The 25,632-nt window shown below is 60.5% G+C and carries 24 protein-coding genes; 7 read left to right on the top strand and 17 right to left on the bottom strand.

What is annotated here, in order from left to right:
• Positions 1 to 49: 49 nt before the first annotated feature.
• Entirely contained in the window at positions 50 to 1,297 is a 1,248-nt protein-coding gene (locus HFO71_RS30750) for an ABC transporter substrate-binding protein (protein ID WP_168337822.1), read from the bottom strand.
• A 179-nt stretch (positions 1,298 to 1,476) separates the two neighbouring features.
• Here HFO71_RS30750 and HFO71_RS30745 point away from each other — a divergent pair, with 179 nt between their 5' ends.
• Entirely contained in the window at positions 1,477 to 2,493 is a 1,017-nt protein-coding gene (locus HFO71_RS30745) for a LacI family DNA-binding transcriptional regulator (protein ID WP_168341247.1), read from the top strand.
• A 42-nt stretch (positions 2,494 to 2,535) separates the two neighbouring features.
• Here the strand turns inward: HFO71_RS30745 and HFO71_RS30740 are convergent, their stop codons facing one another.
• A complete protein-coding gene (locus HFO71_RS30740) occupies positions 2,536 to 3,594 on the bottom strand; it encodes a LacI family DNA-binding transcriptional regulator (protein WP_168337824.1) in 1,059 nt (352 codons plus the stop codon).
• 142 nt (positions 3,595 to 3,736) lie between these two features.
• On the opposite strand from HFO71_RS30740, the gene HFO71_RS30735 reads away from it, so the two are divergent.
• From HFO71_RS30735 to HFO71_RS30715, 5 genes are all read left to right on the top strand, one after another.
• The gene (locus HFO71_RS30735; protein WP_168337825.1) at positions 3,737 to 6,058 is read left to right on the top strand and encodes an alpha-L-rhamnosidase; all 2,322 of its coding nucleotides are present in this window, start codon (positions 3,737 to 3,739) and stop codon (positions 6,056 to 6,058) included.
• A 37-nt stretch (positions 6,059 to 6,095) separates the two neighbouring features.
• On the top strand, positions 6,096 to 7,379 hold the full coding sequence (locus tag HFO71_RS30730) for an ABC transporter substrate-binding protein (protein WP_221988852.1): 1,284 nt from the start codon (positions 6,096 to 6,098) through the stop codon (positions 7,377 to 7,379).
• 66 nt (positions 7,380 to 7,445) lie between these two features.
• Positions 7,446 to 8,324 carry a carbohydrate ABC transporter permease gene (locus HFO71_RS30725; protein ID WP_131642009.1) on the top strand — a complete coding sequence of 293 codons (879 nt, stop codon included), beginning with the start codon at positions 7,446 to 7,448 and terminating at the stop codon, positions 8,322 to 8,324.
• On the top strand, positions 8,321 to 9,148 hold the full coding sequence (locus HFO71_RS30720) for a carbohydrate ABC transporter permease (protein WP_221988851.1): 828 nt from the start codon (positions 8,321 to 8,323) through the stop codon (positions 9,146 to 9,148). The genes HFO71_RS30725 and HFO71_RS30720 overlap by 4 nt, the downstream gene beginning before the upstream one ends.
• A 4-nt stretch (positions 9,149 to 9,152) precedes the next feature.
• Entirely contained in the window at positions 9,153 to 10,130 is a 978-nt protein-coding gene (locus HFO71_RS30715) for an ABC transporter ATP-binding protein (protein WP_221985403.1), read from the top strand.
• Between the two features lie 119 nt (positions 10,131 to 10,249).
• Here HFO71_RS30715 and HFO71_RS30710 read toward each other — a convergent pair whose 3' ends face one another.
• On the bottom strand, positions 10,250 to 10,648 hold the full coding sequence (locus HFO71_RS30710) for a type II toxin-antitoxin system VapC family toxin (RefSeq protein ID WP_221985402.1): 399 nt from the start codon (positions 10,646 to 10,648) through the stop codon (positions 10,250 to 10,252).
• Positions 10,645 to 10,896, bottom strand: a complete 252-nt coding sequence (locus HFO71_RS30705) for an AbrB/MazE/SpoVT family DNA-binding domain-containing protein (RefSeq protein WP_221985401.1) — start codon at positions 10,894 to 10,896, stop codon at positions 10,645 to 10,647. The genes HFO71_RS30710 and HFO71_RS30705 overlap by 4 nt, the downstream gene beginning before the upstream one ends.
• A 203-nt stretch (positions 10,897 to 11,099) precedes the next feature.
• On the opposite strand from HFO71_RS30705, the gene HFO71_RS30700 reads away from it, so the two are divergent.
• Positions 11,100 to 12,041, top strand: coding sequence for a phosphatase PAP2 family protein (locus tag HFO71_RS30700; protein WP_221985400.1), 942 nt, complete (start codon positions 11,100 to 11,102; stop codon positions 12,039 to 12,041).
• Positions 12,042 to 12,288: 247 nt separating this feature from the next.
• Here HFO71_RS30700 and HFO71_RS30695 read toward each other — a convergent pair whose 3' ends face one another.
• The 13 genes from HFO71_RS30695 to HFO71_RS30635 form a co-directional block, all read right to left on the bottom strand.
• Positions 12,289 to 13,743: an NAD-dependent succinate-semialdehyde dehydrogenase gene (locus HFO71_RS30695; protein WP_221985399.1), complete on the bottom strand. Its 1,455-nt coding sequence runs from the start codon at positions 13,741 to 13,743 to the stop codon at positions 12,289 to 12,291.
• A 10-nt stretch (positions 13,744 to 13,753) separates the two neighbouring features.
• A complete protein-coding gene (locus HFO71_RS30690; RefSeq protein ID WP_221985398.1) occupies positions 13,754 to 14,833 on the bottom strand; it encodes an ABC transporter ATP-binding protein in 1,080 nt (359 codons plus the stop codon).
• Entirely contained in the window at positions 14,830 to 15,630 is an 801-nt protein-coding gene (locus HFO71_RS30685; protein WP_025398202.1) for an ABC transporter permease, read from the bottom strand. Before HFO71_RS30685 ends, HFO71_RS30690 begins: the two co-directional genes overlap by 4 nt.
• 1 nt (position 15,631) lies before the next feature.
• Positions 15,632 to 16,504, bottom strand: coding sequence for an ABC transporter permease (locus HFO71_RS30680; RefSeq protein ID WP_017958319.1), 873 nt, complete (start codon positions 16,502 to 16,504; stop codon positions 15,632 to 15,634).
• Positions 16,505 to 16,617: 113 nt separating this feature from the next.
• On the bottom strand, positions 16,618 to 17,628 hold the full coding sequence (locus tag HFO71_RS30675; RefSeq protein WP_017992525.1) for an ABC transporter substrate-binding protein: 1,011 nt from the start codon (positions 17,626 to 17,628) through the stop codon (positions 16,618 to 16,620).
• A 44-nt stretch (positions 17,629 to 17,672) separates the two neighbouring features.
• Positions 17,673 to 17,996, bottom strand: coding sequence for an NIPSNAP family protein (locus tag HFO71_RS30670; RefSeq protein WP_003538302.1), 324 nt, complete (start codon positions 17,994 to 17,996; stop codon positions 17,673 to 17,675).
• Positions 17,997 to 18,001: 5 nt separating this feature from the next.
• On the bottom strand, positions 18,002 to 19,465 hold the full coding sequence (locus HFO71_RS30665; RefSeq protein ID WP_221988850.1) for an aldehyde dehydrogenase: 1,464 nt from the start codon (positions 19,463 to 19,465) through the stop codon (positions 18,002 to 18,004).
• A 4-nt stretch (positions 19,466 to 19,469) separates the two neighbouring features.
• The gene (locus HFO71_RS30660) at positions 19,470 to 20,510 is read right to left on the bottom strand and encodes an LLM class flavin-dependent oxidoreductase (protein WP_128407487.1); all 1,041 of its coding nucleotides are present in this window, start codon (positions 20,508 to 20,510) and stop codon (positions 19,470 to 19,472) included.
• A complete protein-coding gene (locus tag HFO71_RS30655; protein WP_130788497.1) occupies positions 20,507 to 21,442 on the bottom strand; it encodes a flavin reductase family protein in 936 nt (311 codons plus the stop codon). The genes HFO71_RS30660 and HFO71_RS30655 overlap by 4 nt, the downstream gene beginning before the upstream one ends.
• The gene (locus HFO71_RS30650) at positions 21,439 to 22,284 is read right to left on the bottom strand and encodes an alpha/beta fold hydrolase (protein WP_221988849.1); all 846 of its coding nucleotides are present in this window, start codon (positions 22,282 to 22,284) and stop codon (positions 21,439 to 21,441) included. The genes HFO71_RS30655 and HFO71_RS30650 overlap by 4 nt, the downstream gene beginning before the upstream one ends.
• 13 nt (positions 22,285 to 22,297) lie before the next feature.
• Positions 22,298 to 22,900, bottom strand: a complete 603-nt coding sequence (locus HFO71_RS30645; RefSeq protein ID WP_003538313.1) for an amino acid synthesis family protein — start codon at positions 22,898 to 22,900, stop codon at positions 22,298 to 22,300.
• Positions 22,901 to 23,310: 410 nt separating this feature from the next.
• Positions 23,311 to 24,003 (bottom strand): GntR family transcriptional regulator, encoded by a 693-nt coding sequence (locus tag HFO71_RS30640; protein ID WP_003555665.1) that lies wholly within the window; start codon positions 24,001 to 24,003, stop codon positions 23,311 to 23,313.
• 202 nt (positions 24,004 to 24,205) lie between these two features.
• A complete protein-coding gene (locus HFO71_RS30635) occupies positions 24,206 to 25,567 on the bottom strand; it encodes an FAD/NAD(P)-binding protein (RefSeq protein ID WP_221985394.1) in 1,362 nt (453 codons plus the stop codon).
• Between the last annotated feature and the right edge of the window lie 65 nt (positions 25,568 to 25,632).

Genomic DNA, 25,632 nt, shown 5'->3' with positions numbered 1-25,632 from the left:
AAGGGAACGGCAGGGCATCCGTGGACACCCTGCCGAAGCCCCGTCGGACTCAGTTCGGATTGGTGCGTTCGAGGATACGGGTGAAGTCGGCCTGCGTCTTGGCGATCGTTCCGTCGACATCGTCACCGAAGATCGTGCCCTGGATCAGATTGAGGAAGGGTCCGGTGCGGCTGACGAAGAGTTCGTCCGACGAAAATGTGTAGGGCGTGCGCGCCTTGGCGAGGATATTGTAGGCGACGAGATTGCGCGGGTCGAACTTCGCATAGGCTTCCGCTGCGAGATCGGTGCGCGAGGGCATCCCTGATTCCTGGGTGATATAGACCTGCTGCTCGGGCTGCATGTAGAAATTGACGAAGTCGAGCGCGACTTTCTTCTTCTCTTCGCTGATGCCCTTGATCAGGGAAAGCGTATCGCCGCCGGCAAAGCTCGATTCACCGCCCTTCGGCCCGGGGATGGGTGCGACGGCGAATTTCACGTCGGGATATTTGCTGGTCAGCAGATTGACGATGTAGGAGCCTGTCATCAGGATGCCGACCTTGCCCGAGGCGAAGGCCTCGACGGCGTTGTTGCCGTTGCCAGAACGCGAGGTTGGATGGATCGCACCAGCCTTCCACATATCGCGATAGGCAGCGATGGTCTCACGCAGCGCCGGCGTATCGACCGTGGCGCTACGGCCATCATCGCTCAGCACATCGGCATTGGCGGCCCAAAGATGCGGCAGGAAGTCGTAGATCAGCCAGCTTCCCGAATTCGCCACGAAATAGAAGCCGTAGGTCTCGTTGCCGAGCGCGGCGATCTTTTTGGCATCGGCGGCGATCTCCTCCATCGATGCCGGCGCCTTGTTGGGATCGAGGCCGGCCTTGGTGAAGAGATCGGTGTTATAGGCGATGATCGAGGCATCCGGCAGGGCTGGCACGCCGTAGATCTTGCCCTCATAGGTGGCAAGGCGGATATGCGACGGGCTCATGGCCGAGGAATAAGGCAAGCCCTTCACGAAGTCGGAGATATCCTCGAGACCGTCCGCGGCGGCAAAGGTCGGGAGGTAGATCAGGTCGAGCACGGCGCCGTCGGGAGCCGCGCTGCCGGCAATCGCCGCACCCAGCTTCGGCACCATCTGCTCTGCCGTGATCTGGGTAACGTTGACCTTGTCGGCGTGCGATGCGTTGTATTTGTCGGCCAGTCCCTGAAGGACGGCGCCGGAGGACGTGCGCACCCATAGGGTGATTTCTTCGGCGCTGGCGAGAGAAGAGCTTGCCAGCAGCGCAAGAGCAGTAATCGTTGTTTTCAGTCGAAGCATGCTTGTTCCCCTTTTTCTCGTTCAGGCCTCAGGCCTTCGGACGAAATGGACGTTAAATCAGATTTTTTTTGCTGTCGACAGTCTGTGTGCATAAATCTGGTGTGCGATTGATAAAACCTTTTAACAGCACGATTTTTTCTGCTAAAAGCTTTTAGCATGAATTGAAGACGAGGCGTGGTTTGAAGAATACGAGTGATCGGAGACGGACGATCTACGACGTGGCGAAGGCTGCGGGCGTCAGCATTTCGACGGCGTCGAACGCGCTGAACGACACCGGCCGAACGAATGCGGAGACGCGCGAACGGGTCCGGCGCGTGGCAGAAGAGATCGGGTTTCGGCCGAACGCACTCGCCCGTGGGTTGCTAAGCAAGCGAAGCCATGCGATCGGCATGCTGACCAACGACACCTATGGCAGACTGACGCTGCCAATGGCGGCCGGGGTGTCGGAAGTGTTGGTCGATCACGGCGTTTCCGTCTTCCTCTGCGCCACGAACAATGATCCAAGGCTCGCCCAGCTGCACCTGGAGGCGCTGCTCGACAGGCAGGTCGACGGCATCATATTCACCGCGACGCGCCTCGACCTCGCGCCGCCGGTCCAGCTGTCCCGCTTGCCGATACCCGTCGTCTACGTCTTTGCCGAGGGACCGGCCGACAGCGTCACCTTCTTTCCCGACGACGAACAGGGCGCGCGCCTCGCCGTCGACCATCTCAAGGAACTGGGCCGGTCGCGGATCCTGCACATCACCGGCCCGCGGGATTACCTGGCCGCTCGCATCCGCGCCCAATCCTATCTCGACGCCTGCGGCGACGGTGCCGAAGCGATGTTCGGCGAATGGTCGGAGGAATGGGGTCACGAAGCCGTCCAGACGGTCTTTGCCCGGCCCGGCCCAAAGCCCGACGCCATCTTCTGCGGCAGTGACGAGATCGCCCGCGGCGTCCTCGACGCGCTGCGCGACCTCAATGTGGAGATTCCCACGGATGTCGCCGTGGTCGGGTTCGACAATTGGGAGGTCGTCGCACGGCAAACGCGCCCGCCGCTGACCACCATCGACATGGAGTTGAAGGAACTGGGCCATCGCGCCGGCCTGGCAATCCTCAGCCTCTCCAAGGGTGAACTGGTCCCGACCGGCATCACCAGATTGCCGTGTCGCCTGGTCGTGCGGCAGTCTTGCGGCAGGCTCCTTCAATCCGACTGAAAACGACGGCAAGCAACACAGGCAAGCCGGCCGTCGTCGCTATTATCTATCCGTGGAATTGCCGGAACGGATCAGGCTGTTGCGGCTGACCAGCGACGGTATCTGGAGAATATGCTCGGAAGCGGTGCGGCCTTCTATTCTGGAAATGAGGGCTCGGGTTGCGATCTGGCCAAGCTCCCTGCCCGACTGATCGATGCTTGCGAGATTGACGAGGCCGAGTGCTGCGGTCGACGAATTGTCGTATCCGATGACGGCGAGATCTTCTGGCACGCGCACACCCATCTCCGTAGCCAGGCTCAGAAGGGTGATCGCGTCGAGATCGCTCCAGCAGAACACGGCGCGCGGCCTGTCCTTCCTCGATAGGAACTTTCGCATCGCCTCTTCCCGCTTCGGCGAAGCAATGGGAATTTTGCCGATCGCTGGTGAGGAGCCGAGCCCGCCACGCTGCATCGCCCGGCGAAACCCGATCTCACGCTGGCGGACGACGGAGACCGCGTGCCCCTGGCGCTCGCCAAGGCTCAGCATTTCGATATCGCGATAGCCGCAGGCCAGAAGCGCTTCCACGGCGATCTCCGCTCCGCACTGATCGTCTGCGTTGACGGTGTCGAAGGCAGTAGCGCTGGCATCGTGGTAACCGACGGCGACGATCGGTATCTGGACTGCGAACTTTGCGAGGATCTCCGAGGGCAAGCGCGGCGCAACGAGGACAAGGCCGTCCATCTTGTAGTCGATCATCGACTCGATCAACGACGTCTCCAGCTGCACGCGCGCATCGCTGACGCCGATCATCGCCTGGTAGTGCGAAGGCCCAAGCACCTCGTTCACGCCGGCAATCACCTCCGGAAGGAAGGGATTGCGGATGTCGATCAGGAGCACGCCGATGGTGAAACTCCGGCCACGCAGGCCTCTAGCTGCCCGCGAGGGGCGATAGGCGAGTGCCTCGATGGCATCCGTCACCCTTGCGCGCAAGGCATCACTGACTCCATAGGCGTTTCGCATCACCTTGGAAACCGCTGCGACCGATACGCCTGCGTGAGTTGCCACGGTCCGGATCGTCACGCGGCCGTTTCGTTGCAGCTTTTGTTTGTCTTCGATTGACATGAACTCTCTGGCTTGCGGCTGCGGGTCGTCAACATCGCCCGCAGAATCACCATGGCAGACTGGCAACGAAAATTCTATTGCGCTTCCGAAGAAAATGTAGAACGTTATATGGAGAACGTTCTACATTCGTCGGGAGGACTTGATGAACTTTCAGCCGGCAGCCATCAGCGGCAACCTCGTTTCGCGCGCCTGGTCCGGGGATATGATCGCGCCACTATCGGATGGCGGCCAGGGAACGGCCGCAAGTTTCGTCTCCAAGACTTTCGAACATGATGGCGCCAAGCTTCCCGTCGAGCTCTTTATCTCCGCACTTGGCCTCTATCGCTGCTTCATCAACGGCGTTCGTGTCGGCAGCGACCTCTTGACACCAGGCTGGACGAACTACGACGATCGCATTGCCTATCAGCGATACGACGTCTCGACCCTGCTCAAGCCGGGGCCGAACCGCATTGAAATCTGGCTTGCCGACGGATGGTACCGATCGCCCTTGATGTGGGGCGCCAAGGCGATCCCGAACTGCTGGGGCGACAGGATCGGCGCCATTGCGGATCTGATCGGAGCTGATGGCACCGTTCTTTCCACCGACACGACATGGCGAAGCGGTGTTTTGCCGATCCTGCAGTCGGGGATCTACTTTGGCGAAGTCTATGATGCCCGCGAGGAAAACTATGCCGAGACCCACGGCACCGAAAGATTGCCGTTCGACAGGGCGCTGCTCGTCGCGCATGAAACTGCGGCGGTGCGGGAGTTGCAGCCGCTTGCTCCGGTCGAAAGCTGGACTGACGATGGCGGCAGGACGGTCTATGACTTCGGCCAGAATGCCGGCGGCTATGTTAGATATACCGTCCGAGGCGCTGCCGGCGCCGAAGTCCGGGTGGAGCATTCGGAAGTTCTCGGTCCCGACCGTCATTTCGACAATCGCAACTATCGCACGGCCGCCGCGCACACCGTCTACACGCTGCGGGGAGACGGCGACGAGACCTACGCGCCGCATTTCACCTTCCACGGCTTCCGCTATGCCAGGGTGACGATCAAGGGCGATGCGAAGATCCTCGCAATCGCATCCATCCCGATCTCATCTGTGCCCGAGCCTGCCGGCGGTTTCACCTCGGGCAATGCGCTGGTCAATCGCCTCGTCGAGAATACCATCTGGTCCCAACGCGCCAATTTCGTCGAAGTGCCGACCGATTGCCCGCAGCGCGACGAACGCCTCGGCTGGACGGGGGATGCCCAGGTGTTTGCCGCAACGGCGTGCTGGCTGAGCGACAGCCAATCCTTCCTGAGGAAATATCTGCGCGATGTGATGGCCGATCAGCGCGAGGATGGCGCCGTCTCACATTTCTCGCCGGATCCGACGCGCTTGCATCCGGCCAATTTCCCGGGCTATGCCGGCTCGACCGGCTGGGGCGACGCGATCGTCGTCATCCCCTGGGTTCTCTATACCCATTACGGCGACCGGGCCGTCCTGTCGGAGTGCCTGGATTCCATGGTGCGCTGGGTCGATTTCGTCTGGTCGATCTCGGATGGTCCGCTCGTGCGTCCGCCCTCGCATTGGGGCGCCCGCGGCTTCACCTTCGGCGACTGGCTGCAGCCGGTCGGCGACAATCGAAAGCCTCGTCCGACGATCGCCGACGACTGCGCGGCGACGCTCTACCACTTCATCTCGACCGACCTTCTGGCAAGGATCGCAGCCACTCTCGGTGAGCACGTCCTTGAAGAGAAGATGAAACAGCGCGCAAACGAGATCCGGCTGACATTCGCCAATGAGTTCATTACGCCGGCGGGACGGCTCGCGCACAACGACCAGACGTCCTATGCGCTTGCCTTCCTCCACGACCTGATACCGGCGGAGCACACGCAAGCCGCACAGCAGCATTTCCGGCAGGTGATCATCGATGCCGACTACAAGATCGGCACCGGCTTCATCGGCACGCCGGCCCTGCTGCCGGCGCTGACGAAGCTCGGCATGGACGATCTGGCCGAAAAAGTCTTCCTGCAGGAGGATGTGCCGGGCTGGCTCTACCAGGTGTCGAAGGGAGCGACGACGATCTGGGAGCGCTGGGATTCCATGGCGCCTGACGGCACCATCTACGAACCTGATATGAACAGCTATAACCACTATGCCTATGGCGCGGTCTGCCAATGGCTGTTCGAAAGCGTCGCCGGAATTTCGCCGAGCGCGAGCGCACCCGGATTTGCCGAGGTCATTGTCGATCCGGCGCCGATCCCGTCCCTTTCGCCGGTTTCGGCCCATCATGATATCAGCCAGGGCCGCATCGAGGCCGGCTGGCAGTGCGACGGCAACAAGGTCATCTATGTATTGACACTTCCGGAAGGCTGCATCGGCCGCTTCCGACCAGGAAAACGGCATCAAAACCCGTCGCTCAACGGAGAGCCCGTCGTCGAGGAAGCCGTTCTTCCCCCGGGAACGCACCGACTGGTCTTTTCCCTACCCAGTTCTTGAGGAGCATACACGTCACACCGTTCAGAGGAGGAACGTCATGACACATCGGATAAAGCTCATTCTTGCGGGCGCGTCCGCGCTTTTGGCGCTGGCCGCGGCCGACCCGTCGCATGCAGACACCACGCTGTCATTCCTGATCGACAACAATCCGGACACCGTCGCGGCGGCCGAGGCACTCGTTGCCGCCTATCAGACAAAGGCGCCTGACGTGACGATCGAAATCGAGCCGCGGGCAGGAGGTGGCGAGGGTGACAACATCATCAAGACGCGCCTGGCGACGGGCGAGATGTCCGATGTGTTTCTCTATAATTCCGGCTCGCTGCTCCAGGCGCTGAAACCCGCGCAGACGCTTGTCGATCTGAGCGGTCTTGCGTCCCAGGCGAAGGTGGACGAAGGCTTCAAGTCGGTCGTCCGTGCCGACGGCAAGCTCTACGGTGTTCCCTTCGGCACGGCGATGGCGGGCGGCATCCTCTACAACAGGAAAATCTACCAGGACCTCGGCCTGTCAGTCCCGAAGACATGGGCGGACTTCATGGCGAACAACGCAAAGGTCAAGGCATCAGGCAAGGTCGCCGTGGCGCAGACCTATCGCGATACCTGGACCTCGCAGTTATTCGTTCTGGCGGACTATTACAACCTCCATGCCGCCGTGCCGAACTTCGCTGCCGACTACACTGCCAACAAGGCGAAATACGCCGAGACGCCGGCGGCCATGAAAGGCTTCGAACGGCTGAAGGACGTTCACGACGCTGGCCTGATGAACGAGGATTTCGGCGCGGCAAGCTATGACGATGGCTTGAGAATGGTGGCAACGGGCGAGGCAGCGCATTATCCAATGCTGAGCTTCGCAATCGGCGCGCTCAAGCAGAATTATCCCGAGAACCTCGCAGATGTCGGTTTCTTCGCGCAGCCGAGCGACGACGCGGCGACGAATGGCCTGACGGTCTGGATGCCGCCCGCCCTCTACATTCCCCTTACCAGTCAGCACGCAGAGGAAGCGAAGAAATTCGTGGATTTTGCAGGAAGCGTCGAGGCCTGCAAGATCATGGTGGAAACCAATGCCGTTCAGGGGCCTTCTCTGATCGACGGCTGCGACCTGCCAGCCGACGTGCCGCCTGCGATAAAGGACATGCTCCCCTATTTCGGGGCCAAGGACAAGACGACCCCGGCGCTGGAATTTGGTTCGCCGGTCAAGGGGCCGGCTCTCGAGCAGATCACCGTCGAAGTCGGCTCCGGTATTCGCCAGCCTGCCGACGCGGCAAAACTCTATGACGACGATGTGCGCAAACAGGCCAAGCAACTCGGCCTGCCCAACTGGTAGCGGTCTTTCGGGTCAATTAACCTCGCTCCTAAAGGGGCGAGGTTCCACCCGATCGAAGAGGTAGTCATGACCGAGACACGCCCCCGCTCGCGCAAATCGCCCTACCCGCTGTGGTTTTTCATTCCGGCCGCAATCATCTACGGCGTGCTTTTTCTGGTTCCCACGGTATCCTCTCTCTGGTTCAGCCTGACACGCTGGGATCTTTCGACCGCCGAATTCATCGGGCTCGAAAACTTTCAGCAGTTCTTTTCCGAACCCTTCCTGGTCAAGGGACTGGTCAACACGCTGATCTATGCCATGACGACATCCGGCCTGAAGACGGTCTGCGGGTTGCTGCTCGCCGTGATGCTGACCAGCAATATTTTCGCCCGTGGTTTCCTGCGCACGCTGGTCTTCTTTCCCGTTCTGGTCTCGACGATCGGCATCGGCATCACCTTCACGGTGATGATGCATCCCACCAGGGGCATCATCAATGTCACGCTCGAAACGCTCGGCATTCCCGGCCCGGGATGGCTCACCAATCCGGCACTCGCGCTTTTTTCCGTGGCGCTCGTCGATCTCTGGAAGGGTGTCGGCCTCGCCACACTGATCTTCATCGCCGGCCTCGCTGCGATCAGCCCTGACTATTATGAGGCGGCCAGAATTGACGGCGCCACACGCCCCCAGCAATTTTTCCGGATCACTCTGCCGCTTGTGCGTCCCGCTACCATTACCGTGGTGACATTGTCGCTGATCGGCGGGCTTCGATCCTTTGACCTGATATGGGCGATGACCCGCGGAGGGCCCGGTTTCTCCTCTGATGTGATCGCTTCGGTCATCTACAAACAGTACCAGGCAGGCTTCTACGGTCTGTCGACCGCTGGAAACGTCATCCTGTTTGCGCTGATTGCAGTGATCATCCTGCCACTCACCCTTTGGTTCAACCGACGTGGGGTCGAAGAATGAGAAGCTCCCGCCCTTACGTGACCGGCGCGATAGCCCTTGCGGTGGCTGCCGTCGTCTTCGTGATGCCTTTCGTTTTCGTCGCTCTGCAGGCGGTCAAATCGAAATCCGAAGCGTCCCGCCTCAATTTCGATTTGCCTGAGCAGTGGCTGTTCTGGGACAATCTGGTCGCCGTTTTCAAGGCGCGCGACTACCAGCTCGTGCTCGCCTATTTCAACTCCACCCTGATCACCGTCGCCTCCGTCACGATCCTGATCCTGCTGTCGGCAATGGTCGGATATGTGATGCAGCGCCGCAAGAGCGTCTGGAACAGGGTGGCCTCCATTGCCCTTTTCATGGGTCTGATGATGCCACCGGCCGTCGTGCCCACCATCGGCCTCTTGCAGGAGATCGGCCTCTTCAAGACCATGACCGGGATGATCCTGATCCAGGTCGCCTATAATCTCTCCTTCTCGACATTGCTCTACCGGTCGTTCATTTCGACCATACCACGCGACCTCGACGAGGCGGCGCTGATCGATGGCGCCAAGCCCCGGCAGATTTTCTTCAGGGTGATCCTGCCGCTGCTGAAGCCGGTGACCGTCACCAACATCGTCGTGCAGTCGATCGCGATCTTCAACGATTTTACTAACCCGCTCTACTACCTTCCCGGCAAGGAGAACGTGACCGTGCAGCTGACACTCTATAATTTCCAGAGCATGTATACGAGCCAGTACAATCTCCTCTTCATGAATATCCTCCTCGTGACGATCCCGCCGCTGGTCGTCTTCATCTTCTTCAACCGGCAGATCGTCGCCGGCATGACATCAGGCGCAGTAAAAGGGTAACCGAATGGCTGAGCTCACTCTCAAGCAGGTTCGCAAGAGTTTTGGCGCCCTTGAAGTCATCAAGGGGATCGATCTGGAGGTTGCCTCCGGCGAATTTGTCGTTTTCGTCGGCCCGTCTGGATGCGGAAAGTCGACGCTGCTGCGCATCATTGCCGGCCTAGAAGAAACGAGCTCAGGCATGCTGACCATCGGCGGCAAGGACGTGACCTATGCCGAACCCTCCGAGCGCGGCATTGCTATGGTATTCCAGAGCTACGCGCTCTACCCGCACATGACCGTGGCGGAAAATATCGGCTTCGGGCTTTCGCTCGCCCGCCGCCCGAAGGCTGAGATCGCCGCCAAGGTGGCGGGGGCTGCCGAAACATTGCAGCTCACCCATCTCTTGCAAAGAAAACCGAAAGCACTCTCCGGCGGCCAGAGGCAGCGCGTCGCCATCGGTCGGGCGATCGTTCGCGACCCCAAAGTCTTCCTGTTCGACGAGCCGCTCTCCAATCTCGACGCTTCGCTCAGAGCCCAGATGCGCCTCGAGATATCAGATCTCCACGCCCGCCTGAAGTCGACGATGATCTATGTCACCCACGACCAGGTCGAAGCGATGACGATGGCGGACAAGATCGTCGTCCTGAATGGCGGAGCGGTCGAGCAGATCGGCAGCCCGATGGAACTCTACCGCAATCCCGCGACACCCTTCGTCGCCGGTTTCATCGGCAGCCCGAAGATGAACCTCTATGGCGGCGAGACCGCGCGGCGAATGAACTGCACGACTTATGGCATCCGGCCCGAACATATCAGGCTTTCGGAAGGTGCCGGGCAATGGCAGGGCAGGATCCGGCATCTCGAGCGGCTTGGCGCCGACGCGATCCTCTACCTCGACGTTCCCGAGCTCGGCGAGATGGTCGTGCGCGCCGAAGGCGAGACACCGTTTGCGCCTGGAATGACGGTCTGGGCAAATCCGGTCGAAGGAGCGGAACATCGGTTCTGAAGCTAACGCCGCCCGTCGTCTCAGCGTTGAAAAGTTGCAACCGCTCAGCATCGACCTGATCGGCACCAGGCGAAAAGTGCCAGGGCTGGAACCTTTCCTGGTCAGAAGCCTGCGGAATTTCAGGCGAGAAGACGGGCGGGTTGGCCTTGGCTGATTATCAGTTCGACCGCCTGCTTGTCGAAAGATACGAAGCTCTCGCCGCCAAGCCATGCTCCTTCATGGGCAATCACGCCATCTGCGAAATCGCCACCTGCCTCCAGCATGGCCAGTCCTGCTTCGACCGCAGGACGGTTCATCGCCACATTGCCCGCGTTGAGCAGGTCGTGGATCGTCTGTGAAACATCTTCCTTTGACAGCCTGGCTCCTCGACGCAGTATCCACACCAGTTCACACAAACTCGGCACGGAAACCGCGATCAGCGATGCTTCCTTGAGGAGCTTTGCCGCTGCCCTGCCCTGCTCGGCATCATCCTGCAGGACTGCTCGAGCAAGAATGTTGGTGTCGACTGAAACTTTCATTCCTCGCCAGCCCAACCCGAAGCCGCAATTTCGTTCATCTCTTCGATGGTCAACGGCTTCTTCATCTTGCCAGCATGCCGACCGATAAAGTCGTCGATTGTCCCCCTTGGACGAGCAGCCTTTACCCGCAGCTCGCCCCCAGGCAACTTGTCGAATTCGATCCGCTCCCCCGGTTTGACCCCAAGGTGCGTCAGCAAATCCCGTCTCAGCGTGATCTGCCCTTTCATTGTGACGGCAAGGGAAGCCATGGAAAATCTCCTATCTCCAGCCAATACAAAAGTAATGGAATTTTTCCTTACATTCAAGGTTCGAGCGATAGACCTCCACTAGCCTTGTTCGTTCGTGGCTCGCGCTGAAGTAACGCTTTCAAATTGCAACAAACGGCCACAAAATCCACTAAACCTTAACCTGTGATTGATAATTGATCACGCACACGTCAAGGGATTACCTCATGTCCGAGACATCCAAAGCGCGAGCCTTTTTGATAGGCCTTACCGGATGTGCCTACGCGATTGTTCCGATACTGGCTTGGCTCGTTGGCCTGTCGGTGGATCCAAGAGGCTTCACGCAGCTAAGCGCGGGCGCCATGATTTTTCTCTTAGGCTTTGGCCTCCTGTGCCATTGGCGCGGGATCCCGTCACTGCTCTGCATTGTTGAATGCACTGGCATGGGATTATTGCTAACGAGTCCGCTCGTCGTGTCCACCTACATTGCTTTTGCGCTGAAGCTGCCTCTGCAGGATCAGCAGCTTCTCCAACTGGATCGCCTTCTTGGCATCGACTGGTTGAGTTTGATTGCCTTTTTCGACGCGCATCCGCTGCTCGCAAAGTCACTGATGACCGCATATCAAACATTCCATTATCAGCTTTTATTCCTTCCAGTGGTGCTGAGCCTGTGCGGTCATCGCTCTCGCGCGTATCAGGTCGTGGGGACATATGGCCTCATTTGCGTCATCGCGAGTATCATCACCATTTGGTATCCAGCGCTAGGAACCTACACAGATTTTTCCCTCCGCCCTGGCGATCTCAAAAACATAAATGGCATACTCGGAGTTGAGTACGTCCCACAAATTGTAGCCGTCAGAAATGACCCAAATTTTGTCCTGCAATTGGAGCATGCAAGCGGCATCATTTCGTTTCCGTCGGTCCATGCGGCGGTAGCTGTGTTGTGCAGTTGGGGCGCATGGACAATACGATGGATAAGATTTCCGATGATTTTCTTGAATGTGCTAATGCTGCTGGCGGCCATCACCGAAGGCGGACACTATGTCGTCGATTTGGTTGCTGGAATCGGTGTTGCGGGTTTCAGCATGGCATCGGTGCTGTATATTTCGCGTAGCGGCAACGTTCAATTCTATCGCAGCCAATCTCAGAGAAACGCGCAACAGATCTAATGGTCGTGTATTTTTCCTCCTCTATCACGGTGAGGTGAGATGACAACACGGCGGAGCTGATTTTCGCAGCTCGCACGACAGACGAAGGATACCGATCAGATCCGGCGGTTGCTGGCTCTTGCGGCGATCTGTTACGACTGTTCGTGTTCGGATGCGGCCCGAACTGGCAGCGGGACGCTGCTGATCCTGCAAGACTGGGATGGCGCTTGAAGCGCGGCCCCGTTGCAAAGCCCAAGCACCGACCAGCTCAGGCAATGCCGCCCAGGCATACATATTTGAGCTCGGTATATTCGTCCAATCCGTGCCTCGACCCTTCGCGACCGAGACCCGACATCTTCACGCCGCCGAACGGAGCCTCGGCCGTCGAGACAAGACCGGTATTGACGCCGACCATCCCATATTCGAGCGCTTCGGCGACGCGAAATACCCGCGACAGATCGCGGGCGTAAAAATACGAAGCAAGCCCGAACTCGGTGTCATTCGCCTGTTCGATGACGTCCTCTTCGTCGCGGAAGCGAAACAGCGGTGCGAGCGGCCCGAAAGTTTCCTCACGCGCCACCTGCATGCCGGCAGCAACATCGCGCAGGATCGTCGGCTCGAAGAAATGGCCGCCCAGCGCGTGGCGCTTGCCGCCTAAGACGATCCCGGCACCCTTTGAAACAGCATCGCCGATATGGCTTTCGACCTTGGCGACGGCGTTGTCGTCGATCAGCGGGCCAAGCACGACGTCCTGGTCGAGACCGTTGCCGACCTTCAAGGTCGAAACGGCCACGGCGAGCTTGGCGGCAAATGCCTCATAGACGCCGTCCTGGACATAAAGCCGATTGGCGCAGACGCAGGTCTGGCCGTTGTTGCGGAACTTGGCGATAATTGCGCCTTCGACGGCAGCGTCGAGATCAGCGTCGTCGAAGACGATGAAGGGTGCATTGCCGCCAAGCTCGAGGCCGAGCTTTTTGATCGTCGGCGCGCATTGCCGGTAGAGCAGCTCGCCCGTCCGTGTGGAGCCGGTGAAGGTCAGGACCCGAACGTCACGGCTGGCGGTCAGCGCCCCGCCAATTGCCGCTGCGTCACCCGTGACGATGTTGAGAAGCCCCGGCGGCAGGCCGGCACGCTCGGCGAGAACGGCGATCGCTATGGCGGAGAATGGCGTCTGCAGCGCCGGCTTGAGAACGACGGCACAGCCGGCGGCAAGCGCGGGGCCGATCTTGCGGGTGATCATCGCGTTCGGAAAGTTCCAGGGCGTGATGGCGGCCACTACGCCTGCAGGCTGGCGCAGGACGAGGATCCGCTTGTCCGGCTGATGTCCCGGTACGACCTCGCCGTTGATGCGTCTCGCCTCTTCGGCGAACCATTCGATGAAGCTCGCACCATAGGTGATCTCCCCCTTGGCCTCGGCCAGGGGTTTTCCCTGTTCCAGCGTCAGGATCATCGCCAGATCGTCGCGGTTTTCGATCATCAGCCGATGCCATGCCTTGAGAACGGCGGCGCGCTCCCCGGCGGTCTTCTTCGCCCAAAGCTTCTGGGCAATGACCGCGGCGCGGATGGCATCTTCCGTTTCCGCGGCACCGAGGTCGGGGACCACCCCCAGCGGCTCGCCTGTCGCCGGATTGCGGACCGTCGCCGCCTTGCGGCCTTCCGCTTCGATCCAGCGATCGGCGATGGGGCATGCCTGACGGAACAGCGAGGGATCATTGAGCTTCATATGACAACTTTCAACAGAATACGTGAGCCGCACCGGGATCGAAATTCAGATGGACTATATCGCCACGGCTGAGCCCCGCGATAGCCTCGTGACCAAACGGCAAGCGAACCGCCAGTGCCTCGCCCGTCGCCGTCTCGGTCGAGACGTGAATATTGTTACCGAGGAAGGTAATGTCGCTGACCGTTGCGGCAAGACCCGCTCCCGCCGCCTGGTTTCGCGACAACCGAATGCGCTCCGGCCTCAGCATCAGGGCCGCCCTCGTCCCGGAGGTTCCTTTTCCATGCACCGGAATATGATTGAAGACGCTCCCGCCGCCAAGCGAAATGGTGGCCTGCCCATCGGAGGATGACAGCAGGTCGCATGAAATAAAGTCGCTGTCGCCGATGAATTCGGCCACGAAGCGGGTCCGCGGATTGGCGTAGAGTTCCGGGCCTGTCCCGATCTGGTCGATGACACCCTTGGAAAAGACGGCGATGCGGTCGGAGAGCCGCAACGCCTCCTCCTGGTCATGCGTGACATAGAGGATCGTCACTTCGGTCTGCTGGTGGATCCGGCGTATCTCATGCTGGATTTCCTCGCGCAGCTTCTTGTCGAGCGCCGACAGCGGCTCGTCCATCAGAAGCACCGGCGGATCATAGGCAAGGGCTCTGGCAAGGGCGACGCGCTGCTGCTGACCGCCGGACATTTGCGCAGGCTTGCGATCCTCGAAGCCTTCGAGCCTGACGAGGCGCAGCATCTCCTTCACCTTGCTGTCGACATCGGCCTTGGACTTGCGCCTGACCTTCAGCGGGAATGCGATGTTTTCGCCCACCGTCAGGTGCGGAAACAGGGTGTAGCGCTGGAACACCATGCCGATGTTGCGCTTGTGCGACGGCGTGTCGAGCAGGGTCTTGCCCTCCAGCGTGATGTCGCCTTTCGTCGGAGTTTCAAACCCGGCCAGGATGTAGAGGGTGGTGCTTTTCCCGGATCCGGACGGTCCGAGAAAGGTCAGGAACTCCCCGCGCCGAACGTCGAGATTGACGTCGTGGACGGCGACGACAGGGCCGTATTCCTTGCGTATTCCACGGATCTGAAGGAATGGTTCTTTCATTGTTTCAGTACCTTACGCACGACGGCAACCAGCGCCATCAAGAGAATCGTCAAAAGGATGAGAAGGGTCGACGCCGCAGCGACAACGGGCGTCAGGTCCTGCCGCAGCGTCGCCCACACCTTGACGGGCAGCGTCTGCAGGGTCGGGCTGGACATGAAGATCGCCACCACTACCTCGTCCCAGGATGTCAGGAACGAGAAGACGGCAGCCGAAAACAGCCCATGGCTGATCGCCGGCAGGGTGACCCTGATCTTTGCTTCCAGAGGCGAGGCGCCGCACAGAACGGCCGCATCCTCGATCGACTTGTCGAAGCCCTCCAGGGCACTTGAGATGGACAGGATCGAGAAGGGCAGTGCGAGAACGAGGTGCGAAATGACGAAGCCAGCCAACGTGCCGCCGAGGCCGATCCTCAGGAAGAAGGCGTAAAGGGCAACCGCAAGGACCACGACGGGCAGGATCATTGGCGTCAGGAACAGCGCTTTCAGCGCATCGCGGAACAGGAACGAACCGCGCACCAGCCCGAAGGAGGTTACGAGCCCGAGCAGCACCGACAGGATCGTCACGATGACCGCGATCTTGAAGCTCGTCCAGGCCGATTCCAGCCAGCGCGGATCGGCAAAGAGCTCGCTGTACCATTGAAACGTCCAGCCCGGCGGCGGAAAGATCAGCCACTGCGAGGAGCCGAAGGAGAGCGCCGCGATAAAGACGATCGGCAGCAGCAGAAAGGCCGCAGTCAGAAGCGTGATCGCCAGCAGGATATATTTCCACCAGCCGAGGCGGTCGAAATTGAGCAACATGTCAACGCCCTCCCGGGTTCTGGTTGCCGACGAAGCGCAGCTGCACGGCATAAAGCGACAAGGTCACCACGAGGAGAACCAGCGCCGCGGCACCTCCCATTCCCCAATTGACCAGCGACTGCACGAATTGCGCGATCAGCTCTGCGAGCATCATGTTCGCGGTGCCGCCGAGCAGCGACGGCGTGACGAAATAACCAAGGGACATGACGAAGACCATGAGGGCGCCAGCCGCCATGCCGGGCATGGCCAAGGGCAGCAGGACACGGGTCAGGCACTGCCACCGGTTGGCGCCGCAAAGTGCTGCCGCCTGCAGGGTCGACGGGTCGATCTTCTTGATCACGCCGTAGAGCGGCAGGATGATGAAGGGCAGCATGATATAGGTCATGCCGATCGTGACCCCGGTCAGGTTGTTGACCAGTGCCAAGGGCTTGTCGATCAGCCCCATTCCGATCAGCATCTTGTTGATCAGCCCCGTCCGCTGCAGAAGCACCATCCAGGCATAGGTGCGGGCCAGCAGGTTGGTCCACATCGACAGGAGCAGGATCGCAAAGATTACCGAGGTCAGCCGCCCGGGCATGATTGCCAGCGCCCAGGCAACGGGAAATCCGATCAGCAGCGAAATCGCCGTGACCAGACCCGAGACGATGAAGGTGTTGGCGAAAATCTTGAGATAGGTCGCGGACCCGATCAGCTGCGCATAGTTTCCAAAACCCGGCACAGGTTCCAGCACGCTTCGCAACAAGAGTACCGCCACCGGCGCGATGAAGAAGATCGCCACGAAGGCGAGAGCCGGAAGGACCCCGCCGAAACCTGTTGCTTTGCGTACCTTTGGCAGGGGCACAATTGCAGCGGAGGCATCGCTATATGTCGACATGACAGTCCTTCCCACCCGTCAATTTCCACAGGCGTCGCGGTCCAACAAACCGGCACCGACGCTGCGGGAGGCACGGCGAACAGTCGCCGTGCCTATCCGTCTCAAGTTTCAGGCTATTTCGCCTGCCAGGCGTACCACTTCTCGCCGATGGCATCGCGATTGTCCGCCCAGTAGTTCATGTCGGCATTCACCTGGCTGGCCGTCTGCTGATCCGGCAGGGTCTTGGCCGTCTCCGGATCCATCAGCTTGGCTGAGTCAACATTGATTGGCGCATATCCGGTGGCTTTTGCAAGGGCGGCCTGCGGTTCGGCCGAGGTCGCCATTGCAATGAACTTCATCGCGGCTTCCACATTCGGCGAACCCTTCGGCACGACGAGCGAATCCGCAGCGGTGATGTTCTGTTCCCATGAGGTCTCGGTCTTGATACCGCTCGCCGCAAGCGCGGTCATGCGGCCATTCCAAATGCTGCCGAAGGGAGCCTCGGCGGATGCCAGAAGCTGCTGCGACTGTGCGCCGCCCGACCACCAGACTATATCCGATTTGATCGTATCGAGCTTCTTGAAGGCGCGGTCGAGATCAAGCGGATAGAGCTTGTCGGCGGCCACGCCGTCGGCAAGCAGCGCCGCTTCGATCACGCCAGGAGCCGACCACTTGTAGAATGTGCGCTTTCCCGGAAACTTTGCCGTGTCGAAGAGGTCCGCCCATGTCTTCGGGCAGGCGCTGACGGCATCGGCATTGCAGCCGATCACGAAGGAATAATAGAAACTGCCGACCGAATAATCGGTCACGAAGCGCGGATCGAGCTTGGACTTGTCGATGACGGAGAAATCGAGTTTCTCGAGCTGGCCATTCTTGCCGGCCTGGGCGGCATAGTCGCCTTCGACGTCGACGACGTCCCAGGTGACCTGGCCAGCCTCGACCATCGCCTTGAGCTTGCCGTAGTCCGTCGGCCCGTCCTGTACGACGGTGATACCGGTCTTCTCCGTGAACGGGCTGGCCCATGCGGCCTTCTGCGCGTCCTGGGTCGTTCCTCCCCAGCTCGAAAAGACCATGTTGTCGGCGTGCGCCGGTACGGACACAGCCACGAATGCGGCAACCGCCGCGAAAGCAAATGTTGTTTTCATGTTCCCTTATCCTTGTTCTGGTTTGTCCTGTATGCCTTATGCCGTCAGTGCGCCTCGCTCCTCGGAGAAAAGTTGGCTGGCTTCATAATCTTGTTTTCCGCCACCTCGATCAGATCGCGGATCTTGGGCAGAAAGGCCTGCCACCGGGGATCGGCCAAAAGCCTCTGGCGCCTCGCCTCCCGGTCGTCCAGGCTCGCAAAGGCCCAGATGTGAACGATCTCGTTGATCGTCCCGATCTCCGAGAAAAAATAGCCGACGAGCGTGCCGAGATGGCTCTTCTGGATCTCGATCCCTTCTTCCTCGACGACCTTGAGATATTGCGGGATGGTGCCGTTCTTCAGCCGGTAGGTGCGGATCTCGTAAAACATCGGCGCTACCTCATCACGAAGGGATCGGGGATCGGATCGTCCGATGTCCTGAGCCAGATCGTCTTGGTGCGGGTATAGTCGAGAGCCGCGGCCATGCCGCCTTCCCTACCATGGCCTGACAGGCCGAAGCCGCCGAACGGCGCGATCGGCGACACCACGCGATAGGTGTTGACCCAGACGATCCCGGCACGCAGCCCCTTCATCAACCGGTGCGCCCGGGTGAGGTTCTGGGTGAAAACGCCGGAAGCCAGGCCATAACGGGTATCGTTGGCGAGCCGCAGCGCCTCGGCCTCCGTCTCGAACGACACGACGGACAGGACCGGCCCGAAGAACTCCTCGATCAGCGACGGCGAGGCGACATCGTCGCAGTCGAGAATCGTCGGCGGGAAATAATAGCCGTCGCCGTCGATCTTGCGCCCTCCCGTGACAAGGCGGGCGCCGCTTTCGATCGACTTGGCGACGAGGGCGCCGATATTGTCCTGCTGGCGCTTGGTGGCAAGCGGGCCGACTTCGGTCGCCATATCGAGCGGAGCACCGATCCGGATCGCCTCCGCCTTATCCCGTAACAGGGCGACGAATTTATCCTTGACGCTGCGTTCGACGATGAGGCGCGATCCGGCAACGCAGCTCTGCCCTGTCGCGGCGAAGATGCCTGCGACCTGGGCGTTGGCAGCGCTCTCGAGATCTGCGTCGGCAAAGACGATGAACGGCGACTTACCGCCAAGTTCAAGCGAGGTGGAGGCGAGGTTTTCGGCCGAGTTGCGAACGACGTGCCGGGCGGTTTCAGGGCCGCCGGTAAAGGCGACGTGGGCGACCTTCGGGTGCCGGCCGAGGGCAGCGCCGCAGGAGGCGCCGAAACCGGTGATGATGTTGACGACACCGGCGGGAAAGCCTGCCTCGTGCACGAGCCGTGCAAATTCGAGAAGCGGCGCCGGCCCGTCTTCCGAAGCCTTGACGACCATCGTGCAGCCGGCAGCGAGTGCCGGTCCGATCTTCACCGCAGACAGGAAGAGCTGGCTGTTCCACGGCACGACCATCGCAACGACGCCGATCGGCTCGCGGCGAAGCCAGACATCCATGTCGGGCTTGTCGATCGGCAGGTAGGCGCCTTCGATCTTGTCGGCGATGCCGGCATAGTAGCGATAGTATTCGGCGACATAAGCGATCTGCGCCGAGGTTTCGCGGATGATCTTGCCGGTGTCGCGCGTCTCCAGTTCTGCGAGGATCTGCGCGTTGGCGGCAACCAGATCGGCCAGCTTGTAGAGCAGCTTGCCGCGTTGGGTGGCCGTCAGTTTCGACCAGGGGCCCTCGTAAAGCGTCCTGTCGGCCGCGTTCACAGCCCGATCGACATCGCCCTCGCGCGCTTCGGGCATCTCCGCCCAGACCGCGCCGGAGGCTGGATCGATGCTCGGATAGCAGGACTCGCCATCTGAAAATTCGCCATCGATATAGTGCTGGAAACGCCGCATGGTCTTACTCCTGAAATGCCGGCATGACCTCGGTGATGAAGCGTTCGAGCGACGCCTTCTTGCGCTCGAAGCTCATGCCGGTGTCGATCCAGAAGGAATATTCGTCGTAGCCGAGTGCTTCATACGCCTTGAGCCGGGCGATGACGGTCTCAGCGTCACCAACGACATTGTTGGTGCGCATGACCTGGTCCGACAGCATGGCGTTTGCTCTGATCTGTTCGTCCGGGATACGTTCGATCAGACCCTGGGTAACCGGCTTCTCATTCTTGAACCAGGCGAAGAAATAATTGTAGTAGACGCTGAGCTCATGGGCGGCCTGGGCGACATCGTCCGCCGACGAGCCGACATAGGTATGGCGCAGCAACATGATCTTGGGCCGCTCGATCTCGGGATGCTTGGCGCAGGCGTCGTTGAAGCGCTCCATCAACGACTGAACCTCGTCATCGCCTTGCCAGAGGGGCGTCACCTGAACGTTGCAGCCGTTGGCGACGGCAAATTCGTGCGAGTTCGGATCGCGCGCTGCCACCCAGATGGGCGGGTTCGGCTGCTGCAGCGGTTTCGGCGCCGACGTGGTCGACGGAAACTTGAAGAATTCCCCGTCATGGGCGTAGTCGCCGGCCCATATGCCCTTGACCGCCGGGATGAGCTCGCGCATCCGCTGGCCGGCGCCCCAGGCATCGAGACCGGGCAGCAGACGCTCGTATTCGAAAGAATAGGCCCCGCGCGCGATACCGATGTCGAGTCGTCCATCGCAGATGATATCGGCCATGGCCGCCTCGCCGGCAAGCTTGATCGGATGCCAGAAGGGGGCGATCACCGTCCCCGTTCCGAGCCGTGCCCGCGATGTGCGGCGCGCCAGATCGGCAATGGTCACGAACGGATTGGGCGCGATGGTGAAATCCATGCCATGGTGCTCACCGGTCCAGATCGCGTGCATGCCGCCTTTGTCGGCGATCTCGCAAAGCGCGACGAATTCCTCGTAGAGGCTCTTATGGCTTTGATTGGCGTCGAGCCGCTCCATATGGACGAAGAGGGAGAACTTCATGCTTTTGCGTCCTTGGCTGGAATTGGGTGAACAGTGCCGCCGGTCTCGTCGCCGAAATAGACGCCGAAATTGCCGATCGAGCTTTCCATCGCAAAACGGTTGACGATATCGGCAGTCGAACTGGTCTTGAACTTTGCCGCAACCAATGCGTCAGGCTTCAGGAACCTGCCGCCGGCAGGCTCGCCCTCTCCGGCAACGGCGTGATAGACGATGTGCTGCTTGCCGTCGCTCTTGCCCTCATAAACCGAATAGAGAAAGCCGATGCTGACTTTCAACCCGGTGAGCGTTTCCAGGTATTTTTGCAGCGTCTCGGTCGGACTGCCGTCATGGGCATCGACACCTGGCAGGGAGAGCACATCTTCGCCGAGCAGCAGAACCTCGCCGCGGCGTTCGACAACGGCTGCAAGTTCCATATTGCCTTCGCTTGCCGCGGACACCGCCTTGCTTGCGAGCGTCGGCGTGAAATAACCGCCACGCGCATAGCCGAGACCGTTGCGGCCGCTATTGTCGAAAGCTTCGATGCGCCCCATCAAGATGACGTGGTCGCCAGCCTCGATGACCTCTTCCATGGCGCATTCGAACCAGGCCGCAACGCTAGAGAATATCGGGCAGCCTGCCGATCCCTTCGCCCATTCGACCGCCGCAAACCTGTCCTCGACCGGGCGAGCAAAAGTGTTCGACACGTCTTTTTGCGTTTCCGAAAGCACGTTGATCGCAAAGTGCTGTGCTCCGGTCATGGTGGCGAAATTGCGCGACGACTTGGCAAGGCAGACGAGCAGCAAAGGCGGATTAAGCGAGACTGAGGTGAAGGAGTTCGCTGTGAAGCCGATCGGATTTCCATCCCCGTCACAGGCGGTGACGACAGTCACCCCGGTCGGAAAGGCCCCGAATGCATCTCGCAGTGCTCTTGGGTCGACAGTCTGGATTGTCATCGTTCATCCTCCCCGAACGACAGCCACTCGGCGAGCAGCGAATTGACGATATCAGGCGCGGTCAGGTTCACCATATGACGATGGCCTTCGACGATGCGAGCGTAGCCCTGCGGCGCAAGCTCTGCCATTTGCGTCGCCATCAAGGGCGTCGAGTTCGGATCATCGGACCCCGTCAGAAACAGGGCCGGACCAGCCACGTCTTTCCAGCCGTCAGCATAGGTCTCGTCTCCTCCCGCAAAGGCGGCGTAAGCGACGGCATAGCCCTGGGGATCAACGAGGTTCAGCCATTTTCGCGTCAATTCACGCGCAGTGACGCTGTCTGCATCATCGCCGAACCAGCGGGCCAGAGGGCCTTCCTTGTCGACGCCCGATACCGGAATGGCCGCGGCGCGCGCAAGCACGGCGGCCTTTGCTTCAGGATCACGCCTGTAGACGCCGTTGAGGTAGGCGACGCGGCTGATCCGCTCGCCAAAGGTCACGGCCGCCCCTCCTGAAACCAGTGCGCCCATCGAGTGTCCGGCAACATTTGCCGTGTCGATTGCCATCTCGTCGAGAAAGCGTCCGAACCAGTCGACGAACTTCTCGAGCCGACTGCCCGCCGGCAGCTTTGCGCTCTCTCCATGTCCCGGCATATCGACAGCGATGACGCGATGGCCTGCAGACAGGAATGCAATCTGCGGAGCCCAGGCCTCCAGCCGCATGCCGACGCCGTGAATGAGAACCAGCGGCTCGCCGCTGCCGGCCTCGTGATAGGCCGTTCCGCTTGCCGTTTTCTTGCGGGGCAAGGCACCGGCGGCGTTTGTTGCTGCAGCGGTGCGTGTGGTCGATCCGGCTGTCAGCATCTCAGGCGCTCCCTCAAACGCCCGCAGGATTGGCAACGTCCTGCCCCAGGTCTTTCAGATCCTGGTAGCGGTCGCCGATGCGGTGATGCGGGCGCCCGCCTATCGAAGCACCGAGAGCCACGACGATCTCGTCGGCAGCAGGCGCGTCGGGGATCGACGTCTGGATGGTCAGGTAGTGCGAACGGCGGCCTTCATCGTTCTTGTCCATCAGCGGGATCATGATCGGCGCATTGGCCGGACCGCGTGTGTTGCAGAAGGCGAGATAGGACTTGGCGCCGACGGCCTGGCGATAGAAATTGCCGAAACGCAGCGTGTGGATAAGCGCGGACCCGTGTTCGATTTCGCCGTCCAGGCCGACGACAGCGGACTTTCCATATCCTTCGACAGCTTCGCCGGACCCGACCGCATCGATGATCATCTTGGTCAGCAACTCGCCGAGCACCGGAGCGCCTGCGTGAATTTCGGGCTTGAGGTCGTCGACGAAGCCGCGACCGGCCCAGGGATTCTTCACGACCGCGAAGGCGGTAAACAGCTTCAGCGGAACCGCCGCGGCCTTGCCGCCTTCGATCAGCGTCGTTTCGATCTGCAGTCCCGTCTTGCGAATTTGAATGGCCATAGAGCACCTCATTTCTCAATTTCGTATTATGGTATACCATAATATATGAGTGTCAAGTTGGTTCCCTCGAGGAGCAGTTTAGGCCAAGGCGAGTTTTTCGATTTGCCGCGCGTGCGCCCTTCGACCCACCGGGCAGCGCTTTCTTCCCGTCAGCGCGTTGTCAGCTGACAAACGACATGGCGGCGCCCGTGGAGGCAGGCCGAGTGCAGAAGTCACGGTCATCCCAGTTCATGCTACCGCCTTACATATTACTTAATATGGCATACCATCACATTGGACAAAGTTGGGTGTCAAGCGCGGAGTATGGGTTCCGCTAAATTGCGCGGAACATCATCGCGAATGGAGTGATATCGACAGCTGAGATGAGCGCTTTGCCAGGCCTGCGGGGAAGCGGCAGGGGCCGCTCGTGCCTAGTCGGCAGGCTTCTTCCCCGACAGCACCGCTTCGGCAATCGCGCTCGCGGCGGCGACGTGATCCATCGCCGCCCGGTAAGCCCCCTCGCCGTCGCCGCGGCGGATGGCGTCGACGATCTTCGACATCTGCAGCGGGCCTTCGATGCCGCGTCTCTCCGTCTTGATCGTCATCGAGCGCAGGTGGTTGATGCGCACGGTGAGAAGATTGACGACACCCCAGGCAACGTTCCTGTCAACCATCGTGAACAGCGTATGATAGAAGGAAGAGGTGTTCGTCAGCACAGCCGCCATATCGTTATCGCGGTAACTGTTGCGGATCCCGGCCAGAGATTCCTCCAGCGCAGCGACGATCTCGGGGCTGCGGCGCTCCGCGCACAGCCGCGCCGCCATGCCTTCCAGCGCGCCACGGATCTCATAGATCTGCTTGGCTTCCCCGATGTCGAGCTGCGCGACGATCGGCCCCTTGTTCGGCAGATTGGCGACAAGCCCTTCCGATTCCAGATGCCTCAGAACCTCGCGCACGACTGTTCGGCTGACGCCGAGCTGGGCGCAGAGGTCACGCTCGACAAGGCGATCTCCGGGACGGAAATATCCGTTGACGATGGCTTCGCGGACCTTGTCGAGCGCCAATTCCCGCAAGGTCTTTGCAGGACGCTCGACTCGAATTGCGTCCTTTAGAGCGCCGCTCATTCTGTACCTCAGTGTTGGACTTTGCACGCTCAACTTCCGCCGCGGCAGCCGAATGCAAGAATCGTATTATGGCGTACCAGATACTGTAGCTGTCGGCGCCCGGCAATTCAACAAGCGCTGTGCCGACCAATAGCGCCGCTCGCCTTTTCAGACGCGCAAAGGACGTTGCAGCACCTTTGATCTGCTGCCGACACGTCGGGAGCTAGCCTCTTGAAACGATCTCTTCGACCACGGCCTTGGCCTGCACCCGGATATCCGGAACGGCCGTAATCTCCCAGAATTGCCCCGCCGTCAGGGCACCGACCGCAAATAGTCGGGCCGGCGATATCCGGGACGGGGCTATCACCTCGGAAGCCGCATCCACCTGGATCCCGAGGCCAAGAGGATCGGGGGCAATCAACTCGAAGCGGCTCATTTCCTTCAAAAGCGGTGAATGACTGATCCCGGCCCGCTCCATTCCCGTGCAATTGACGAGCCAGTCCGCCCTGATCTCGGCGATCTCGCGCGCCGCTCTGACCCTGTAGCCGGCAACAAGCCGGCCCTCCTCGGCCCCGAGCGATTTCATGAAGCCTGCGTGGAAACGAACAGTTCCGTCTAAGACCAGCTTCTCAAACCTGTCGAACACGTCAGGCGCGACCCGGTGACGGTGGATGTTCCACCAGGGAAGCGCATGCCTGAGGAATCGTGCCCGCTCTTTGCTCGAAAGCCGTTGCCAGAGAGCTTGCGTTGCAGGCCTCAGACCGTCCATCACGGCTCGCCAGTCGGCAACCGTCCTGCTCTTTCCCCGCAGGGTCTTCAATATGCCGCTGATCGTATCTGGAAGCTTCTCGACGTCGATCGGCAGAGGCGCCGGCGGCTTTCGCGCATGTCCGAGGGGTGCGAGCCCGCGCCGCGAAAGCACATCGATCCTGCCACGGTGGCCATGGGCACGAAGCGCCAGCACCTGATCGATCATCGTCAGGCCGGATCCGAGGATACACACCGCATCGGATGGTGCGACGCGCCTCAGCCACGAAAGCCGCCACGGGTTCTCGATGATCCGCGATCGCAGCGATGACGGAATTCCGTCCGGAGCGACCGGAAGGGTCGCGTTCCCGACGCCGAGGCAGAGCACCACGGTCTTCCCGGCAATCTCGTCACCGTTGCCGAGATGGAAGGCCAGCGTGCTGCTGTAACGTTCAACGCATCCCGCTGCCTTAGCCTTGATGAAATCGACCCGGCAACGGCCGTCCCGCTTTCGAAGCAACCGTGCAAGCGTATCGCGGACATAAAGACCATAATCGCTGCGCGAGGCGAAATCGCCGGCCTGCAACGGACGGCCATGGCTTTTAAGCCAGTCGACAAAGTCGTCGGGTTGATGCGGCAAAAGGCTCATGCGGCCGGCCGGAACATTGAGGCGATGGAGATAGAGCTCCGTCCGGTAAGCCGTCCCGCGGCCGAAACCAGGATCGTCGCCGACGACGGCGACCTTCGCCGAAGCGGGAAGCTGCTCGATGAGATTGCAGGTAACCGCTATCGCTGAAAAACCGGAACCGACCACGATAACATCATATGCCAAATACATTCTCCCTGAAGCTCAGAGCGTCATCGAGATATTTCGTCATTCAAGCCCAATGTCGCTCGCCGGTC

Origin of the sequence: Rhizobium laguerreae, from assembly GCF_019778565.1 — a bacterium.
Classification (GTDB): Bacteria; Pseudomonadota; Alphaproteobacteria; order Rhizobiales; family Rhizobiaceae; genus Rhizobium; species Rhizobium laguerreae.
The sequence above is the reverse complement of the archived record's forward strand: the minus strand, read 5'-3'. Positions and strand labels throughout refer to the sequence as shown.

Bases quoted from the DNA above. Each gene is read 5' to 3' on its own strand.
- HFO71_RS30750 (WP_168337822.1), bottom strand. From the start codon at position 1,297: ATGCTTCGACTGAAAACAACGATTACTGCTCTTGCGCTGCTGGCAAGC.
- HFO71_RS30740 (WP_168337824.1), bottom strand. From the start codon at position 3,594: ATGTCAATCGAAGACAAACAAAAGCTGCAACGAAACGGCCGCGTGACG.
- HFO71_RS30735 (WP_168337825.1), top strand. From the start codon at position 3,737: ATGAACTTTCAGCCGGCAGCCATCAGCGGCAACCTCGTTTCGCGCGCC.
- HFO71_RS30730 (WP_221988852.1), top strand. From the start codon at position 6,096: ATGACACATCGGATAAAGCTCATTCTTGCGGGCGCGTCCGCGCTTTTG.
- HFO71_RS30725 (WP_131642009.1), top strand. From the start codon at position 7,446: ATGACCGAGACACGCCCCCGCTCGCGCAAATCGCCCTACCCGCTGTGG.
- HFO71_RS30720 (WP_221988851.1), top strand. From the start codon at position 8,321: ATGAGAAGCTCCCGCCCTTACGTGACCGGCGCGATAGCCCTTGCGGTG.
- HFO71_RS30715 (WP_221985403.1), top strand. From the start codon at position 9,153: ATGGCTGAGCTCACTCTCAAGCAGGTTCGCAAGAGTTTTGGCGCCCTT.
- HFO71_RS30710 (WP_221985402.1), bottom strand. From the start codon at position 10,648: ATGAAAGTTTCAGTCGACACCAACATTCTTGCTCGAGCAGTCCTGCAG.
- HFO71_RS30705 (WP_221985401.1), bottom strand. From the start codon at position 10,896: ATGGCTTCCCTTGCCGTCACAATGAAAGGGCAGATCACGCTGAGACGG.
- HFO71_RS30700 (WP_221985400.1), top strand. From the start codon at position 11,100: ATGTCCGAGACATCCAAAGCGCGAGCCTTTTTGATAGGCCTTACCGGA.
- HFO71_RS30695 (WP_221985399.1), bottom strand. From the start codon at position 13,743: ATGAAGCTCAATGATCCCTCGCTGTTCCGTCAGGCATGCCCCATCGCC.
- HFO71_RS30690 (WP_221985398.1), bottom strand. From the start codon at position 14,833: ATGAAAGAACCATTCCTTCAGATCCGTGGAATACGCAAGGAATACGGC.
- HFO71_RS30685 (WP_025398202.1), bottom strand. From the start codon at position 15,630: ATGTTGCTCAATTTCGACCGCCTCGGCTGGTGGAAATATATCCTGCTG.
- HFO71_RS30680 (WP_017958319.1), bottom strand. From the start codon at position 16,504: ATGTCGACATATAGCGATGCCTCCGCTGCAATTGTGCCCCTGCCAAAG.
- HFO71_RS30675 (WP_017992525.1), bottom strand. From the start codon at position 17,628: ATGAAAACAACATTTGCTTTCGCGGCGGTTGCCGCATTCGTGGCTGTG.
- HFO71_RS30670 (WP_003538302.1), bottom strand. From the start codon at position 17,996: ATGTTTTACGAGATCCGCACCTACCGGCTGAAGAACGGCACCATCCCG.
- HFO71_RS30665 (WP_221988850.1), bottom strand. From the start codon at position 19,465: ATGCGGCGTTTCCAGCACTATATCGATGGCGAATTTTCAGATGGCGAG.
- HFO71_RS30660 (WP_128407487.1), bottom strand. From the start codon at position 20,510: ATGAAGTTCTCCCTCTTCGTCCATATGGAGCGGCTCGACGCCAATCAA.
- HFO71_RS30655 (WP_130788497.1), bottom strand. From the start codon at position 21,442: ATGACAATCCAGACTGTCGACCCAAGAGCACTGCGAGATGCATTCGGG.
- HFO71_RS30650 (WP_221988849.1), bottom strand. From the start codon at position 22,284: ATGCTGACAGCCGGATCGACCACACGCACCGCTGCAGCAACAAACGCC.
- HFO71_RS30645 (WP_003538313.1), bottom strand. From the start codon at position 22,900: ATGGCCATTCAAATTCGCAAGACGGGACTGCAGATCGAAACGACGCTG.
- HFO71_RS30640 (WP_003555665.1), bottom strand. From the start codon at position 24,003: ATGAGCGGCGCTCTAAAGGACGCAATTCGAGTCGAGCGTCCTGCAAAG.
- HFO71_RS30635 (WP_221985394.1), bottom strand. From the start codon at position 25,567: ATGTATTTGGCATATGATGTTATCGTGGTCGGTTCCGGTTTTTCAGCG.